Origin of the sequence: Nonomuraea sp. NPDC050786 (assembly GCF_040654115.1) — a bacterium.
GTDB lineage: Bacteria > Actinomycetota > Actinomycetes > Streptosporangiales > Streptosporangiaceae > Nonomuraea.
In genome coordinates, this window is sequence record NZ_JBFAHJ010000003.1 from 458,290 (window position 1) to 476,182 (window position 17,893).

The 17,893-nt window shown below is 71.3% G+C and carries 11 protein-coding genes; 6 read left to right on the plus strand and 5 right to left on the minus strand.

The annotated features are described in order from the left end of the window. Positions 1 to 1,046 precede the first annotated feature (1,046 nt). The gene (lexA, locus tag AB0H84_RS09690) at positions 1,047 to 1,754 is read left to right on the plus strand and encodes a transcriptional repressor LexA (protein WP_357600814.1); all 708 of its coding nucleotides are present in this window, start codon (positions 1,047 to 1,049) and stop codon (positions 1,752 to 1,754) included. 569 nt (positions 1,755 to 2,323) lie between these two features. Here the strand turns inward: lexA and AB0H84_RS09695 are convergent. Next, the gene (locus AB0H84_RS09695) at positions 2,324 to 3,166 is read right to left on the minus strand and encodes an aminoglycoside adenylyltransferase domain-containing protein (RefSeq protein ID WP_357600817.1); all 843 of its coding nucleotides are present in this window, start codon (positions 3,164 to 3,166) and stop codon (positions 2,324 to 2,326) included. Between the two features lie 65 nt (positions 3,167 to 3,231). Between AB0H84_RS09695 and AB0H84_RS09700 the strand changes: the two genes are divergently transcribed. Next, positions 3,232 to 4,341 carry an aminotransferase class I/II-fold pyridoxal phosphate-dependent enzyme gene (locus AB0H84_RS09700; RefSeq protein WP_357600819.1) on the plus strand — a complete coding sequence of 370 codons (1,110 nt, stop codon included), beginning with the start codon at positions 3,232 to 3,234 and terminating at the stop codon, positions 4,339 to 4,341. 316 nt (positions 4,342 to 4,657) lie between these two features. Here AB0H84_RS09700 and AB0H84_RS09705 read toward each other — a convergent pair whose 3' ends face one another. Then, positions 4,658 to 7,804, minus strand: coding sequence for a PDZ domain-containing protein (locus AB0H84_RS09705; protein ID WP_357600822.1), 3,147 nt, complete (start codon positions 7,802 to 7,804; stop codon positions 4,658 to 4,660). A 122-nt stretch (positions 7,805 to 7,926) separates the two neighbouring features. Here AB0H84_RS09705 and AB0H84_RS09710 point away from each other — a divergent pair, with 122 nt between their 5' ends. Together AB0H84_RS09710 and AB0H84_RS09715 are read left to right on the plus strand one after the other, a co-directional pair. Further along, a complete protein-coding gene (locus tag AB0H84_RS09710) occupies positions 7,927 to 8,346 on the plus strand; it encodes a hypothetical protein (RefSeq protein ID WP_357600825.1) in 420 nt (139 codons plus the stop codon). 49 nt (positions 8,347 to 8,395) lie between these two features. Next, complete coding sequence (locus AB0H84_RS09715; RefSeq protein WP_357600828.1) at positions 8,396 to 9,364, plus strand: TIGR03557 family F420-dependent LLM class oxidoreductase; 969 nt, start codon at positions 8,396 to 8,398, stop codon at positions 9,362 to 9,364. A gap of 48 nt (positions 9,365 to 9,412) precedes the next feature. Here AB0H84_RS09715 and leuS read toward each other — a convergent pair whose 3' ends face one another. After that, positions 9,413 to 11,896 (minus strand): leucine--tRNA ligase, encoded by a 2,484-nt coding sequence (leuS, locus tag AB0H84_RS09720; protein WP_357600831.1) that lies wholly within the window; start codon positions 11,894 to 11,896, stop codon positions 9,413 to 9,415. Positions 11,897 to 12,423: 527 nt separating this feature from the next. Here leuS and AB0H84_RS09725 point away from each other — a divergent pair. Continuing rightward, complete coding sequence (locus AB0H84_RS09725) at positions 12,424 to 14,220, plus strand: hypothetical protein (RefSeq protein WP_357600834.1); 1,797 nt, start codon at positions 12,424 to 12,426, stop codon at positions 14,218 to 14,220. Here AB0H84_RS09725 and AB0H84_RS09730 read toward each other — a convergent pair. Further along, on the minus strand, positions 14,217 to 15,458 hold the full coding sequence (locus tag AB0H84_RS09730) for a cytochrome P450 (protein WP_357600837.1): 1,242 nt from the start codon (positions 15,456 to 15,458) through the stop codon (positions 14,217 to 14,219). The two genes, AB0H84_RS09725 and AB0H84_RS09730, sit on opposite strands and share 4 nt — an antisense overlap. Positions 15,459 to 15,689: 231 nt before the next feature. Here AB0H84_RS09730 and AB0H84_RS09735 point away from each other — a divergent pair, with 231 nt between their 5' ends. Next, positions 15,690 to 16,976, plus strand: a complete 1,287-nt coding sequence (locus tag AB0H84_RS09735) for a hypothetical protein (protein WP_357600840.1) — start codon at positions 15,690 to 15,692, stop codon at positions 16,974 to 16,976. Positions 16,977 to 17,003: 27 nt separating this feature from the next. Here the strand turns inward: AB0H84_RS09735 and AB0H84_RS09740 are convergent, their stop codons facing one another. Next, positions 17,004 to 17,885: an alpha/beta hydrolase gene (locus AB0H84_RS09740; RefSeq protein ID WP_357600843.1), complete on the minus strand. Its 882-nt coding sequence runs from the start codon at positions 17,883 to 17,885 to the stop codon at positions 17,004 to 17,006. Positions 17,886 to 17,893: the final 8 nt, after the last annotated feature.

The window sequence follows — 17,893 nt, forward strand, 5'->3', positions numbered from 1 at the left end:
GGGCACCTTCCCGCACAACGCCTTCCACCGAACCTCCGGCGCCTCCCCGCACCCCGGAAACGCCCCGAGCAACACCTCCGCGCACACCCGGACCACCTTGCCGCGCCGCCCCCGACACACGTCCCCGCGCGCCCGAACCGCTTCCCCGCGCCGTCCCCGACACACTTCCTCGCACACCTGGACCGCCTTGCCGCGCTGTCCCCGTCGTGCGTCCCCGCGCGTCCCAACCGCCTTCGCCGGCGCCCCCGGCGACGCCTCCCCGCGCGCCGGCGACACTTCTGCGAGCATCCCGAAGATCCTCTGGAGGACCCTCTACACCACCACCTTTGGAACCGCCGACCCCCCGCCTACTCGCCGTCGCTCTTGCGCCGGAAACGCCCAGCCCGCCCCCTTTCGCGGCTGCCCGCGGCCGCGCGGTCACGTCCGCGGAAGGTGGTCGTATCACCCCTCGATCGTTCATCCCCGTCCCCCGATCCAGATCGGCACCACCCCCGGGGCGCCGCGGCCTCCCGTCCGCGCCGGATGTCCGGCCAGGCGCCGTCTCGTCACCGCCGTCCGCACGGGCTCCTCCCCTGCCCGGCGGTACGGTGACGGCCGCGTCGGCGCCGGAGCGCGGTGGCGGGACCAATCGCAAATGGGGCCTTCCTCCGCGACTCGTACGAGGCCCCGACCTCTTCCCGGAATTGCCGTGGAAACCGGCCTCCGTCCGCGTATTGTCTCGTCGATCGCTACTCTGCGTGGCATCGGCGATGAGTGTGAGTCGTTTGGTGTCTTCGCTGGTCGTGTCCGCATTTGTGGGTGTTCGCATGGTTGACCTCCTGCCGTGCGGCCTGAGGGAAAAGGCCAAATAAAGATCAGCAAATCGAACACGGTGTCGATCGAACTCCCGTACGATGTTGTACACCACACTGGCGACAATTTCGAGGAAGACTCGAACAATTGTTTGAAGATGATCTTCAACAGCGATACGGTCGCTGTGTGCGACATCAGGACCACGGACCGGGAGGTTCGCCGGTGAGGCGGCCCGCCAGGCGAGGAGGAAGAGCATGAGTGAGCGGGATGGCACAAACGGGGTCAGCGACCTCGCGGTGCGCCGGCGCGATTCTCTGGGCCTGACGCCCAGGCAGCGCAAGATCCTCGAAGTCATTCGCGACTCAGTGCAACAGCGCGGCTACCCGCCCTCCATGCGCGAGATCGGCGAGGCGGTTCAGCTGACCAGCACGTCGAGCGTGTCGCACCAGTTGACGGCGCTGCAGCGGAAGGGCTATCTGCGGCGTGACCCGCACCGGCCGCGCGCGCTCGAGGTGCGCCTCCCGGGCGAGCCCGTGCTGTGGGTCGACCCCGACGCGACCAGCGAGGAGCCGACGGTCAACCGCCCCACGGCGGCTTACGTCCCGCTTGTCGGCCGCATCGCCGCCGGTGGCCCGATCTTGGCCGAGGAGAGCGTCGAAGACGTCTTCGCCCTGCCCAAGCAGCTCGTCGGTGAGGGCACGCTGTTCCTGTTGCAGGTCGCCGGTGACTCGATGATCGAGGCCGCCATCGCCGACGGCGACTGGGTGGTCGTACGCCAGCAGCCGGTGGCGGAGAGCGGCGACATCGTGGCCGCCATGATCGAGGGCGAGGCCACCGTCAAGACCTTCAAGCGCAAGGACGGCCACGTCTGGCTCGTTCCGCACAACTCCAACTACGAGCCCATCCCCGGCGACGAGGCCAGCGTCCTGGGCAAGGTCGTAGCGGTCCTGCGCCGGTTGTAGCGGACCAGGGCCTGTAGGAGCCTCGGCGCGCGTCATCGCACACGCGCCGTGTTCCGGCGCGCGCCAAGACACATCTCCCGCGGGGGACACCCTCGCGGGCATCACCATGTTCCCGAGCGCCACGCGCTTCAGGCCGCCTCAGGGCCTCACAAAGCCGCCTGACCACGCCCCGCCGACCGGCGGAGCAGCACACGCCGCCAGCGCTGCCCCCTCCCCTCGCTCGCCCGAGCAAGCCGCACCGCGGGTCGCGCACCTCGCCGATCGGCTGAGCAGCACACGCCGCCAGCGTTGTCCCTTCCTCGCGCTTCCCCCCGAGCAGGTCGCATCGCGGGTCGCTAACCCCACCGGCCCTCGCCGCCCCGACAAGCATGGTGCACGCATTCGCATCTCGGACCCGAGCCACCGTCAACGCCGGTCGGCCCCGAGTCGCATCCCGCGCCACCGTCCACACCGGCCGACCCGGGTCGCGGCCCCAGGCCCAAGCCACCGTCAGCGCCGACCGGCCCAAGTCGCAGCCCGGCCCCGAGCCATCATCAACACCGACCGACCCGACCAGCCCACGTGCGGTCCTACCGGGCGGCGTACAGCTCGTGCGCGGCCGTGATCGCCTGATCGGCGAAGCCCAGCACGTCGCGTCTGCGCTCGAACGGAGAGCCGTACATGGAGGCCCTGGGCGCGCCGAAGTGGTCGCCCAGCCCGCTCACCGCGCTCGCCACCGTCGGCAGCGCGGTGTCCGCCTCGCGCAGCCGCAGCGCCTCTTTCACCACACGGTGCCAGCGCTCCGGGAACGCCTCCAGCGCGTGCCGCCCGGCTCCCGCCTTGGAGGTGATCTCGCCGGTCGCCAGCGTGTAGTGCAGCCGGGAGACGCCCGTGACGATCCACACGGTGCCGTAGTTGCCCAGGCTGGCCAGACCCCACGGCGCGGCCAGGCGGGAGGCCCGGGTCACGAGGCGCCGCCAGTAGCGGTCGAGGTTGTCGGCCGTCCAGGCGGCCAGGACGGCTGGATCGTGCCAGAGCTCCAGCTCGTCCGGCTTGGGTCCGCGGCAGGTCAGGCCGTGCCTGGCCAGCGTGTGCCAGGTGACCGGATTGAGGTGGCCGCGGGGGTGCAGCTTCCCGCCGTGCGCCCTGGGGCGCGGCCCCAGCTCGGAGGGGTCCAGGCGGAGGTCGTCCCAGGTGAGGTAGCAGCCCTCGAACGGGTACGCGCCCAGCCGGGTGTGGATGCGCTCGAGCACCTCGAACGGCGGCTCGGCGGCCGTCACCGCGACGAAGTCCACGTCGCTCGTGTCGGGCCGGTAGTCGCCCAGGGCCGCCGAGCCCTCCAGATAGAGACCCTCCACCAGCCCGGGAGCCTCCGCGTCGGCCACCGACAGGTAGGTCTCGACAATGGCATCGATCTTCGGGTAGGGGGTCATGGCCGCCCAGCCTGCCACACGGGGGGTCGCCGCCTCATCACATTCAACAATCCTAGAATTGTCGGGTGAATGAGGCATACACCCCTGAAGACCTCAAGGCAACACACGACGGGATCAAGTGGGCAGAAGTCGAGCCAGGCGTCATCCCCGCCTGGGTGGCCGACATGGACCTGTCCACCGCGCCCGAGGTGATCGAGGCCCTCCGACAGCGGGCCTCCGGAGACCTCGGCTACCCCACCTGGCTGGACCAGCCCACGGCCGGACCGCTGGCGGAGGCGTTCGCCGAACGCATGACGAACCGGTACGGCTGGGCGGCCGACCCCTCGCTCGTGCGCTCGTTCAGCGACGTCAACCAGGCACTCCAGGTCTTCCTCCAGATCTGGACCCAGCCCGGCGACGGCGTCGCCCTGCACACTCCGGCCTACCACCCGTTCCTGACGACGCTGGACGTCATGGAACGCCCCCTTCGCCCCATCCAGTTCGAGCCCGACGGGGAGTCGTGGCGCTTCGAGGTGCCCGATCTCTCGGGCTGCCGGGTGCTCCTCCTCGTCAACCCGCACAACCCGACCGGACGCGTCTTCACCCGCGAGGAGCTGACCGCGCTGGCCGAGCAGGTCGAGCGCCACGACCTGCTGGTCCTCTCGGACGAGATCCACGCGGACCTCACCTACGAGCCGCACCGGCACATCCCGTTCGCCACGATCCTCCCCGAACGCACCGTCACGCTGACGTCCGCGACGAAGGCGTTCAACCTGGGCGGCATCCGCTGCTCGATCGCCCACGTGGGCCACGCGGGGGCACGCAAGGCCCTGGAGGCGCAGCCGCCCTTCGTGTACGGCTCGGCGAACCTCTTCGGTGTGGAGGCCACGGTGGCGGCGTGGCGGCACGGAGACGCCTGGCTGGAGTCCACCCGTGCCCTGCTCGACCGCAACCGCCGCACGATCGCCTCCCGCCTGCCCTCAAGCGTGGGCTACCGGCTTCCGGAGGCGACGTACCTGGCATGGCTGCACGTCGGCCGGCCGGGAATGGCGGAGGTGTACGAGCGGGAGGCCAAGGTGCGCCTGAACGACGGCTCGATCTTCGGCCCCGGCGGTGAGGAGCACGTACGCCTGAACTTCGCCACGACGGAGCCGATCCTCAGCGAGATCCTCGACCGCCTGGCCCGCGTGCTCTGACCCCGGCCCTCCTCCCTGGCACCCACTCGGCGTGGCCTCGGCGGCCCACAGCGCCGCACGACGACACGCGTCCACGCCCGGCACGGACGGACGGACGACGGGCCCGCCCGCGATGGCAAGCGTGCCCATCGCGGGCGGACGCCCGGGCAGTCCGGGCGGCAAGACGCCCCGTCCGAAGGGGCGAGGCAGCCGGTCCGAGCCAAGGCCGCCCGGTCCGAGCCACGACGGCCAAATCCGGGCGACCCGGACCGGACCGGGCCGCCGGGGTCAGGGAAGGGCGGCAGATCGGGGTGAGGGAAAGGACGGCAGATCGGGGTCAGGGAAGGGACGGGAGGTCGGGCGGGGTGGCGGCGGGGTGCTCCTCCAAGGCGGCCAGCGCCAGCTCGATCGCCTTGTCCAGCTGCGGGTCCCGCCCCGCCACCCGGTCCTGCGGCGTGATCACCACCTCGATGTCCGGCTCCACGCCGTAGTTCTCCACTCCCCAGCCCTGGCCCTCGATCCAGAACGAGTAGCGGGGCTGCGTGACCCGGGTCCCGTCCACCAGCGAGTACCGCGAGTCGATCCCGATCACGCCGCCCCACGTACGCGTCCCCACCAGCGGCCCGATCTGGCGTACCTTGATCCCGGCGCTGACGATGTCCCCGTCCGAGCCCGCGAACTCGTCGGTGACCGTCACGATCGGCCCTCGGGGCGAGTCCGCCGGGTACCGCATCGGCTCGTACCCGCGCGCCCGCGACCAGGCCGTGACCTTGCGCGACAGCTTCTCCAGCACGAGCTCCGACAGGTGCCCGCCGCCGTTCGCCCGCACGTCCACGACCAGCCCGTCGTAGGCCATCTCGGTACGCAGGTCCCGGTGGAACTGCGCCCATCCCCACGCCGCCATGTCGGGCACGTGCAGGTACCCCAGCTTGCCGCCGGAAGCCTCCCGGACCAGGGCGCGGCGGCTCTCCACCCAGTCGTGATACCGGAGCTGGGTCTCGTCCGCGATCGGGCTGACCACGACGCGGCGCGTGTCCCCGCCGGAGGCGGGCCGCACGGTCAGCTCGACGGGCTGGCCGGCCGTGCCCGCCAGGAGGGCGAGCGGGCCGCGTACCGGATCGACGGGGCGCCCGCCCACTGCGACGATCGCGTCGCCGGGACGGACGGCCACCCCGGGGGCGAGCAGCGGCGAGCGGGCGGCGTGGTCGGAGGACTCGCCCGGCAGGATGCGCGTGACCCGCCACACCCCGTCGTCGTCCCTGGACAGGTCCGCCCCGAGCAGGCCCTGGCGGCGGCGGGGGTCGTAGCCGCCGCCGTTGACGTACGCGTAGGCGTGCGAGGTGGCCAGCTCGCCCTGCGTCTCCCAGAGCAGGTCGATCAGCTCCGAGTGCGCGCCGATGCGCTCCACCAGGGGCTCGTAGCGGTCGAGCACGCCCTGCCAGTCGATGCCGTTCATGTCCTCGCGCCAGAAGTGGTCGCGCATGAGACGGCCGGCCTCGCGGAAGCCCTGCCGCCACTCGGCGACCGGGTCGATCTGCACGGTGATCCGGTCGAGGTCGATGCCGACCACCTCGTCGCCCTCGGTGGCGGCGCGGGTCTGCAGGCCGTTCTTGCCGTTGGTGACGAGCCGGCCGCCGTCCCCGCTCACCTCGAACGAGCGCACCTCCCTGCCCAGCTCGGCCTTGGCGCGCTTCTTGAGGTCGTAACGCTCCAGCACGATCTCGCCGGCGGACTCGGTGCCGTCGCCGAGCTGCCCGGCGAGCGGGTGGCGCAGCCAGAGCAGGGCGTCCTTGGCGGTACGCAGGTTGCCGTAGCGGCCGGCGACCACCGGCACCGGCACCACGCGCGAGGAGAGCCCGTCGGGATCGACCTCGGTCCGAGGCGGTGCGTCGTCCTTCTTGTCGTCCTTGGCGGGCTTGTCGTCCTCGCCGTTGAACCCGCGCCCCTGCAGCGAGGGGTCGAACGGCGACGGCGTGGTGGCCTTGAGAGGCACGATGTACGGCTTGCACCCGACGGGGAACGACAGGTCGAAGACGTGCGCGTCGTAAACCGGATCGAACGTCCGCACCGACAGGAACGCCAGATGCTTCCCGTCTTTGGTGAACACCGGGTCGTAGTCGGCGAACCGCACCGGCGTCACGTCGATCACCGACGTCCCGTCGACCCGTCCCATCCTGATCTGCGAGAGCGGCTCGTCATGCGGATGCACCCAGGCCAGCCACGCCGAGTCCGGCGAGAACGTCAGCCCGCTGACGTCCCCCTGCGTGGTCCGGTCGAGCTCCCGCGTGTCTCCCGCCTCGAGGTCGACCACCAGGAGGCGCCCGTCGTGCGTGGCGACCGCCACGTGCTTGCCGTCGGGCGCGGCCTCGAGCTGGAGCACGCGCCCGAGCTGCCCGGCGGCCAGCGTCCTGATCTCGCCGCCCGGCGCGCCGATCTCCAGCGCGTCCTCCCCGCCGGCGTCCGACACCCACACGGCGCGCCCGTCGGCGTCGAGGGCGCGCGGCAGGCGTACGCGGACGCCCGGCTCCGCCCGCAGCGTTCCCACGGGCCCGTCGCGGTGGGTCACCCAGTGCGCGGTCCCGCGGATCTCCACGGCGCTGGCCCGCCCGGTCGCGTCCGGCGAGTACGAGCCGACCCGCAGGGGCGCGGGGCGCCTGGCCCGCCCCGGCCGCGGCCCGCCCAGCCGCACATCCAGCCGGTACGGCTCCGCGTCCAGGCTCTCCAGCAGCCACAGGTCACCGGCGTGGCTGTAGACGACCCGCTCGCCGTCGCTCGCCGCGTGACGGGCGTAGAACTCCTCATGGGAGCTGTGCCGGCGCAGGTCGGAGCCGTCGGGCAGCGCGGAGTAGATGTTCCCGACGCCGTCGATGTCGGCCAGGAAGACGATCCTGTCCCCCACCCAGCTCACCGACCAGTACTGCGCCGTGCTGTCGGCGAACAGCCGGGTGAACTCGCCGTCCCCCTCGGCGTCGACCCAGATCTTGCCGGCCGTGCCGCCTCTGTACCGCTTCCACTGGGACGGCTCGCGCCACAGCGCCGACACGGTGGCCACCCGCGCCCCGTTCACGGCCGCGTCGCTGACCCACCCGTACGGCAGGCGCGTCGCCGGTCCGCCGTCGAGCGGCACCGCGTACGCCCAGTTCCTGCTGCGCTCGCTCTCTCCGGCGGAGGTGATCGCGATGACGTCACCGTCGGCCGTCCACCCGCGAACGCCGGTCGTGGCACTCCCCCAGTAGGTCAGCCGATCGCCCTCGGGGCCGTCGATCTCCGCCGCGAACACCTCGGGCGCGCCCTCCTTGCCGCTCGTCCAGGCGATGCGGGCGCCGTCGGGCGAGAACCTCGGGTGCGACACCGGTGCCCGGTCGGCGGTGAACCGCCAGGCTCTGCCTCCGGACAGGGGAGCCAGCCAGATGTCGTCGTCGGCGACGAAGGTCACCACGTCGCCGTGCACGTGCGGGTATCTCAGGTATGCGCCATTTGTCACAGGTGCACACTAATGCCCGCCCGCCAAGGTCAGCCCAAGAATTGTCCCCCGGGCGGCTGTGCCACGTCCCGTGAACGGCCAAGTGCGGGATGCGCCGGGAATGTACGGGAAGGGCGAGAACTATGAAGCTTCTCGCCCGTACACACCAGTTCCCGGCACGCCTGGCCGCCGGGGCCGTCATCCTGAACTCCGGGCTCGGCAAGGTCGACGCCGACGAGCAGACCGCGGCGGGTCTGCACGGCATGGCCTCGGGCACGTATCCGTTCCTGCGCGACATGGACCCGGTGACCTTCGCCCGGCTCCTCTCCAGGAGCGAGATCGCCCTCGGGGCGGCGCTGCTGGCCCCGTTCGTGCCGTCGCTGCTGGCGGGGGCCGCGCTGACGGGGTTCGCGGGAGGGCTGCTCGGGCTCTATCTCAAGACGCCGGGGATGCGGCGAGAGGGCAGCCTGCGCCCGTCCGAGCAGGGCATCGGGCTGGTCAAGGACGTCTGGCTGCTGGGGATCGGCCTCTCGCTGGTGATCGAGGAGCTCATCGACCGATGATCTCCGGTCCGCCACCACTAAGGCGGACAAACCCGGGTAGCCGTGACGCATGGTACAAATCGGCTACACCTTGATGTCCGAACAGACTCCGGCACGGGAGCTGGTCGACTACGCCGCGGCGGCCGAGCGGATCGGTTTCGACTACGCGGTCATCTCCGACCACTATTTCCCGTGGGTCGAGGAGATGGGGCACGCGCCGTACTGCTGGTCGGTGCTCGGCGCCGCGGCCCAGGTCACCGAGCGGATGCCGCTCATGACGTACGTGACCTGCCCGATCATGCGTTACCACCCGGCCGTCGTGGCGCAGAAGGCGGCCACGATGGGCGTGCTCAGCAAGGGCCGGTTCACGCTGGGCCTCGGCGCGGGCGAGAACCTGAACGAGCACGTCGTCGGCGAGGGATGGCCGCCGGTGGACACCAGGCACCGGATGTTCGCCGAGGCGGTCCAGATCATCAAGGAGCTGTTCAGCGGCGACTACGTCACCTACCAGGGCGAGTTCTACGACGTGGACTCGGCCAAGCTCTACGACCTGCCCGATCAGCCGGTCCCGCTCGCCATCGCCGCCTCGGGCGGCCAGTCCGCGGAGATCGCGGCGGAGTACGGGGACATGCTGGTGGTCAACGATCCGATGGCGGATGTGGTCAAGCAGTTCAGCGCCGCGGGCGGGCAGGGCAAGCCGGTCTACGGGCAGCTGGCCCTCGCGTACGACACCGATGCCGAGGCCGCCAAGGAGCGCGCGCACAAGCTCTGGCGGTGGGCGGCGTGCGGCGGCTGGAAGGTCATGGCCGAGCTGCCGGGACCGGTGAACTTCGCCGCCGCCACCGGCACCGTGCGCCCGGAGGACGTGGCCGAGAGCGTGCCGTGCGGCAGCGACGTGAACGCGATCGTGGAGGGCGTCAGGAAGTACGTCGACGCGGGCTACACCCACGTGGCGCTCGTCCAGGTCGGGCACGACCAGCAGGAGCCGTTCTTCGACTGGGCGGAGAAGGAGCTCCTCCCGGCCCTGCGCAGCCTCTGACTCCCCACGTCCCGGGCGCTCGCCCGGGACGGTGCGGGACTTACATGATCACGGGACGATGTTGACCAGCTTGGGAGCCCGGACGATCACCTTGCGGGGGTTGTTCGTCAGGTAGGGCGCCACCTTCTCCGAGGCCAGGGCCAGCTCCCGCAGCGCGTCCTCGCTGATGTCCGGCGAGACCTCCAGCCGGTCGCGCACCTTGCCCGCCACCTGCACGACGCAGGTGACCGACTCCTGCACCAGCAGCTCCGGCGCGGCGGCAGGCCAGCCGGCGAAGGCGACGGGGCCGGTGCGGCCCAGCCGCTCCCAGCCCTCCTCGGCGACGTACGGGGCCACCAGCGACAGCATGATCGCCAGCGTCTCGGCGGCCTCGCGCACGGCCGGGTCGCCGGCGCCGGGACCGGAGTCGATGGCCTTGCGGGCGGCGGAGGTCAGCTCCATCATGCGCGCCACCGCGACGTTGAAGCGGTACGACTCGACCAGCTTGGTGACCTCGTCGATCGTGCGGTGCGTGACCTTGCGCAGCTCCGCGTCGCCGGTCTCGAACGGCACGCCGGGCGCGGAGGAGACCTCCGACATGACGCGCAGCGCTCGGGCCAGGAACTTCTGCGACGCGGCCGGCGAGACGTCGGCCCAGTCGATGTCGTCCTCGGGCGGCCCGGCGAAGACCATGGTCAGGCGTACGGCGTCGACGCCGTAGTCGTCGATCTGCTGCCCCAGGTCCACGCCGTTGCCCAGGGACTTGGACATGGCCTTGCCGCCGTTGATCACCTGACCCTGGTTCAGCATGCGCCGGAACGGCTCGGTGAAGTCGACCATGCCCATGTCGTACAGGACCTTGGTGAAGAACCGTGAGTACAGCAGGTGCAGGACCGCGTGCTCGATGCCGCCGATGTACTGGTCGATCGGGCCCCACTTGCGCACCTGCTCGACGTCGAACGGGCCGTCGGTGTAGCCGGGCGAGCAGTAACGCAGGTAGTACCACGACGAGTCGACGAACGTGTCCATCGTGTCGGTGTCGCGCTTGGCCGCGCCGCCGCACTTGGGGCACTCGACGTTGACCCACTCGGTGGCGCTGGCCAGCGGGGAGACGCCCTTGGGCGCCAGCGCCTCGCCGCGCATGTCGGGCAGCGTGACCGGCAGCTGGTCGTCGGGGACGGGCACCTCGCCGCAGTCGCCGCAGTGGATGATCGGGATCGGCGTGCCCCAGAACCGCTGGCGGGACAGCAGCCAGTCGCGCAGCCGGAAGTTGACCGCGCCCGTGCCCTTGCCCTCGCGCTCCAGAATCTCGATGATCTTGGAGATGGCCTCGGTCTTGGTCAGGCCGTCCAGCGGCCCGGAGTTGACCAGCGTGCCCTCGCCCGGCGTGGCCTCGCCGGTCTCGCCCGGGTCCGCCAGGCCGGTGTGGACGACCACCTTCACCGGCAGCTCGAACTTCAGCGCGAAGTCCAGGTCGCGCTGGTCGTGGGCGGGCACGGCCATGATGGCGCCGTGGCCGTAGTCGGACAGTACGTAGTCGGCCGCCCAGACCGGGATGCGCTCGCCGTTGACCGGGTTGATCGCGTAGCGGCCCAGGAAGACGCCGGTCTTCTCCTTGTCGGTGGAGAGCCGCTCGATGTCGCTCAGCTTGGCGACCTCGGCGCGATAGGCCTCGAAGGCGGGGCGCTGCTCGTCGGTGACGATCTCGTCGGCCAGCTTGGCGTCCACGGCGACCACGAAGAACGTGGCGCCGAACAGCGTGTCGGGCCGCGTGGTGTAGACGTGGACGGGCTCGTCGCGGCCCTCGATCTGGAAGAGCACGTCGGCGCCCTCGGAGCGGCCGATCCAGTTGCGCTGCATGGTCAGCAGCCGCTCGGACCAGCCCTCGCTCAGCTGCTCCATGTCGTCCAGCAGGCGCTGCGCGTAGTCAGTGATCTTGAAGTACCACTGCGTCAGCTCGCGCCGGACGACGTCGGCGCCGCAGCGCTCGCACTTGCCCGCCACGACCTGCTCGTTGGCCAGCACGGTCTGGTCGTTGGGGCACCAGTTGACCAGGCCGCCCTTGCGGTAGGCCAGGCCGCGCTCGTAGAACCGGTTGAACAGCCACTGGTTCCACCGGTAGTAGCCAGGGTCGCTGGTGTGCAGGCGGCGCGACCAGTCGAAGGACAGCGCATAACGCTTGAACGAGGTGACCTGCGTCTCGATGTTGGCGTAGGTCCACTCGGCCGGGTGGGCGTTCCGCTTGATCGCGGCGTTCTCCGCCGGCAGGCCGAAGGAGTCCCAGCCGATCGGGTGCAGGACGTTGTAGCCCTTCTGGAACCAGTAACGCGCGACGACATCGCCCAGCCCGAAGGCTTCGGCATGACCCATGTGCAGGTCGCCGGACGGGTAGGGGAACATGTCGAGCACGTAGCGACGCTCGCGCGGGTCCGCCGGGTCCTCGTTCGCCCGGTAGGGTTCCTGCTCCTCCCATCGCTGCTGCCACTTGGCCTGCAGCGCCTGCGGATCGTACTCACTCACGGCTACTGTCCTTCTGGCTTGATTCGGACCCATAAGAAAACCCCCCGTGCACAGAACGAGGGGTAGCCGCGACGGCGGGAATCTTCAGGGCCGTCGCGGCCCGCTAAGAAGCAGGGTCGCGGAACGCACGTGTCAAGCGTAGCGCACGTCTTCGGCTGAATGCAGATACTCGTGGGGGGTCTGCAGGCACAATGGGTCCTTCAGGTCCAGCGAGACCTGAAGGTGATGTATCCGTTGTGACCCATTCGTCCCAGAAGAATACCCTTGTCACCGTGGTGTACCCAGCTGAGCCTGATCGACCGGAGGTAGGCCTGCCCATGCAGGACCCGCCTACGGATCCTCATGGCTTCACCGGTTTGGCTGCGGGACCACCTGCATCTCCTGGAAAATCCCATGAGATCATGCCTGGTACGTCAAATCCGGATATAACGGGTTATCCGGACACATCCTCGGGAGGGGCGGCAGCAATGGCAACGGAGAATTCCGGACCCCACCTGCCACCGTCCTGGCCAGAGGCGCCCCGCCGCGACGCATCCGGCTCCCCGTCCGCGGAGGTCCCCATGTCATGGCCCGAGGCCCCGCGCCCCGCCCACCAGGACCCGTCGTGGCCGGAGCCGCCACGCAACGACGACTCCTGGCCCGAGCCGCCGCGCCACTCCCGCCCAGAGCCCGCCCGCCACGAGCCCGCCCGCCACGAGGCGTCGGGCCCCTCGTCGTGGCCCGACCTTCCCCCGGCCCCCTCCTCCTGGCCGGACGCGTCCCCGAAGGGCTCCTCCGCCCCGTCCTCGTGGGACGCGCGGAGCGCTTCCGGCCCGTCCTCGTGGGACGCGCCGCCGCCGGGCAGCACCGAGCCGTCCCTGTGGCCGGACATGCCGCCGCAGGGCGGCACCGGACCGTCGTCCCCGCTGGACACGCCGTCCCGGAGGAGCGACAGACCGCAGACGGGCAACGGCCCGCAGGACAGCCTCGGGACGCCGGCCTGGCCCGAGGCGCCGCGCCGGGACGCGGGCCTGCCGGACGTGCCGGCGTCGTGGCCCGAGTCGTCCCCGCAGGACGTCCCCACCTCCTGGCCCCAGGCGTCGGGCCCCTCCTCGTGGCCGGACGCGCCGCGGCACGGCGCCGCGGAGCCCTCCGCCCGAGCCGGCGACCACCCTCCGGTCCCGGATCCGGTCCCGGCGTGGGCGCAGCCGCCGGTCCCGCCCTCCGACTCCTGGTCGAACCTCTCCTCCCCCGCCCCCTGGCCGCCCGCCGAGCGGAACGCCGCCGACGCGCAGGAGGAGCGTACGGCGATGTACCAGATCGACGACCTGCCGCAGGGAGCGCACGCGCCGCCCCAGACCCACCCCGCCGAGGACCGGACGGTCACGTACGCCCAGCACTCAGAGAACCTGCTCAACGACCGGGCCGCCCCCACCATGGACGCATCGAATCCCAGCACCACGCCCCCCGCCGAGGACCAGAACGCTCCGCGCCCCGGCTCCAATTTGAGCCGCGACCCCTCCGACCCCGACCGCCCGTTCGTGACCGCCGGCCAGATCAGCGGCTCCCGCACCCCGCCTCCCGAGCGCCAGCAGGAGCTCTGGAACACCGTCTTCGGCGACAACTACCAGGCCATGGGTGAGCAGGACTCCCTGGACGAGGGCCAGGGCAAGCCCATCTGGATCTACGCGCTCGGCGGGTCCGTGGCGATCGCGCTGGTCGCCGCCCTGCTATGGGCGTTCCTGGCGGGCCCGCTGGCTGCCGACGACCCCGCGTCCAACGCCGTGGCGGAGGGTCCCACGACCTCGCCGAAGCCCTCCCCCACCAGGTCCTCGACCTCGATCGGCGCGCTGCCGAAGTTCTCGGGCAAGGCCGCTCCGGTGATCGGCCGGGTGCCCGACGCGGGGGCCGGCGTCTCGCTGCCGCGCCTGGGCGGCACCTGGCGGCTGGACCAGCGTGCCACGGTCAAGACCACGTACGGCTACGACACCCGCCAGTACGTCCAGGTCGCGCCGGAGAAGTACGCCCAGGTCATGTCGGGCCCGCTGGCAGACAGGCTGGCCTCGTACTACCAGAAGGACAACCTGGAGCCGGTCATCAGGCAGGTGGTGCTGGATGCCCGCAAGCGCTTCTTCCCCGCCGGCAACAAGGTCAAGAAGATCGCCCAGCAGCCCATCAAGGTGGGCAACTCGACGGGACGCCTGATCGCGTACTCGCTGACGTCGCCGACCGAGGAGGCGACGATCGTGACGATGGCCGTCAACACCGGCGGCAACGTCCCGGCCATCGTCTACATGTCGATCCCGTCGGACGGCAAGCAGCTCATGCCCGACATCCACACGGTGAAGAACCAGCTGAGGCTCGGCGCCCAGGGCTAGAAGACGCACTCCATGTGCTTGATCCCGTTGATGAACATGGAGTGCAGCCGGTCGGGCCTGCCGCCCTCGATGCCCGGGACGCGGCGCAGCAGCTCGCGGAACATCACCGTGATCTCCCGCCTGGCCAGGTGCGCGCCGAGGCAGAAGTGCGGCCCCGGGCCGCCGAAGCCGACGTGCGGGTTGGGGTCGCGGGTGATGTCGAAGCGGTACGGGTCGGCGAAGACGGCCTCGTCCCTGTTCGCCGCCCAGTAGAACAGGACCGCCTTCTCGCCCTTGCGGTAGAGGTGCCCGTTCATCTCGTGGTCCCTGGTGAGCTTGCGGCGCATGAAGTTCACCGGGGAGGCGAGCCGGACGATCTCCTCCACGGCCCCGGGCGCGTGCCCGTCGATGTCCTGCAGCCAGAGCGCGCGCTGGTCGGGGTTGTTGGTGAGCAGGCGCAGTCCGTACGAGATGGCGTTCCTGGTCGTCTCGTTGCCCGCCACCACCAGGAGGATGAAGAACGACCCCAGCTCCTGCATCGTCAGCCGCTCGCCGTCGATGTTGGCGTTGACCAGGGCGGACGTCAGATCGTCCGTGGGATGGTCGGCGCGGTGGGCGGCGAGGTCCTGGACCAGCTGCTGCAGCTCCATGCCGGCGTTGAGCAGGCGCTCGGCGAGCTGTTCGAGGTCGGCGCCGCCGTATTCGGGGTCGAAGCCGCCGAGGATGATGTTCGAACGGTCGAAGACGAACCGGTAGTCCCGCTCGGGGATGCCCATCATGTCGCAGATGATCTTCAGCGGGAGGCGGGCGGCCACCTCGGTCACGAAGTCGCAGCCGGGCCCCTTGTCCAGCAGGTCGTCCACGATGGCGGCCGCAGCCGCCTCCACGTCCGACTCGAACTGCTTGATCATCTTGGGGGTGAACGCGCGTGAGACGATCCTGCGCAGCCTTGCGTGGCGCGGGTCGTCCATGTTGATCATTGAGCCGAAGTACTCGGCGAACTCGGCGGGCATGTCGGGCACGTTCGTCGCGCCGCCGTCACCCGAGCAGAAGACCTCGGGAGTGCGGCTGGCCTCGAGGATGTCGGCGTGCTTGACCAGCGCGTGGTAGCCGGGGCCCTTGGGCGCAATGCCGATCTCCATCTCCTGGAAGAAGGCCGGGGCCTCCAGGGAACGCAGCCGCTCGAACGCCGCCTCGCGCTCTCTCATGGGCCTGGCCCAGAAGTCGCGGTCCGACAGGTCGAAGTCGAGTACGCCCATGAGGCCATCATTCGAAAAGCAGCCACTTACGTCAATGGGGAGGACGTACACCGTACGTGCGAGCCCGCGAAAACCTGTGGCCCTGGCCGGTCGGCAGGTCCTAGGGTGACGCGCGTGACGTTCTTCTACCGACGTTAGCGATCCGCCGGCGGGTCGCGGAGCACCCCACCGCCGGCGATGCGGGACGGCTGAGCGAGCGCCGTCCCGGGTCGCGACGTGGGAGAAGGACAGTTGCATACGTTTGTCGTGGCCAGGGCCGTGCATGGCATCGAGCCCCTGGTGGCCACGGAGATTCGACGTTCCCGGCTGGGCGTGGTGCGTGGGATGCGCCATCGCGAGGTGTGGTTCGAGGCCTCGCCGGGGGCCGACCTGATGGGGCTGCGGACGGCGGACGACCTGCTGGTCGCCGCCGCCGTGGTGGACGGGATCGGCCACGACCGCTCCGCGCTGCGCCGGCTGGCGCGCGCGGCCCGCGCCGTGGACGTCCACCAGGCGACGGCGCTCCCTCGCGCAAGAGCGGTGGAGGTGTCGGCCTCGTTCGTCGGGCGCCGTAACTACACCCGCTTCGAGATCGAGGACGCGGTGGGGGCCGAGCTGGCGCGGCCGCTGCGGCTGCCGTACCACTCCAGGAAGGACGGGGTACGGCCGCCTCGGGACGCCATGTCGTGGCGGGTCACCATCGAGGGCGACCAGGCGCTCATCGCGCTGAGGCCGGCGGCGCGGCCGCTGCACCGGCGGGCGTACAAGACGGCCTCGATCCGGGGCACTTTGCACCCGCCGGTGGCCGCCGCCATGGCGGCGCTGGCCCGTCTCGGGGATGCCGGGACGGTGCTCGACCCGTGCTGCGGAGCGGGCACCACGCTGATCGAGGCCCACGCGCTGGCGCCCGGAGCGCGCCTGCTGGGCTTCGACCACGACCCCGCCGCCCTCCACGCGGCGGCCACCAACGCCCGGAGCGCCGTCGGCGGCGCCACTCATCCACGGGCCGCCGGGAGCGCGCCAGGCGGCGCCGCGTGCTTCCACGGAGACTGCGCCGCGCACCCGTCGGACAACGGCAGGGGGCGCGCGCGCTTCGCCCATCCGCACAGCGCGGCAGTGTCCGCATGGGCCGACGAGGGGGGCGGATCACCGCGCGCGTGGGCGGACGCGGAAGGCGGCTCAGCCTACGCGTGGGCCGGCGCGGAAGACCGGGCGGCGTTCGCGTGGACCGGCGCGGAAGGCCAGGCGGTGTTCGAGTGGGCCGTGGCGGATGGTGGGCGGATTCCGGTGGTCGGTGGTGGCGCGGACCGGGTGCTGGTGAACCCGCCCTGGGGGCGCCAGGTGCCGCCGCGTGGGCTGCTGGCACGGGACCTCGGCCCGCTGTGGCGGGAGGTCCGGCGGGTGCTGGCCGACGACGGGGTGGCCGTGGCGCTGGTGCACGACGAGATCCCGCCCGGGTTCGCGGTGGAGGAGGCGGTGCGGGTCAGCCTGTCGGGACAGCACCCCGTCATCGCGGTCCTCAGAAAGGCCAGGAGGTGACCGGCGACGGCACCGGGCGGCCCGGCCTCAGGAGGTGAACCCCATCGGCCGGACCTGGGTCATCTCGGCCGCGGACGGGGCGCCCAGCCAGTCCAGGATGAGGCGGTTGACCTCGGCCGGGCGCTCCAGGTGCAGGAAGTGCCCGGCGCCCGGCACCTGCTCGGCCCGCGAGCCGGCGGGCAGGTGGTTCAGCACGTTCTTGGCCAGCTCGGGACTCAGGCACCCGTCCTGGGCGCCGTGCAGGTAGAGGACCGGGCCGGTGATGCCGCCCTCCAGGGCCGGGTAGCGGCCGGAGGGCGGCGTGGTGCCGAGCATGGCCCGGTAGTAGCCGAGGGCCGCGCTCAGGTTGGCGGGCTCGCCGATGCTGCGCCGTACGAACTCCAGGTCCTCGCCCGGGTCGTACCCCGGCGACCACTCGCGCCAGAGGTTCTCGAGGAAGCCGGGGGTCGCGACGGCCGCCTCCCCCAGGTACGTCTGGAAGAGGAAGACGTAGAACGAGCGCTTGAGCTGGTCGTACTGGAGGAAGCCGGCCCCGAGGGCGGCGGGCGGCGGCACGGCCAGCGTGACGGCGCGGCGGAAGCGGCCGGCCAGGTGGTACACGGGGAAGGCGCCCCAGTCGTGCCCGATGACGACCGCGTCCTGGTCGCCGCCGAGCTCCTCGTGCAGCGCGCGGACGTCGGCGACCAGCGCGGCGTCCTCGTACGCGCCGTCGGCCGGCACCTCGGTGGGCGCGTAACCGCGCATGAACGGCGCGACCGCGCGGTAGCCCCGCTCGGCCAGCGCCGGCATGAGGTGCCGCCAGGTGTGCGCCGTGTCGGGGAAGCCGTGCAGGCACAGCGCCAGCGGCCCCTCTCCAACCGTCAGATACGCGAACTCCACACCGTTGGCGTGGATAGTCCTGATCTCCATGAATGCGA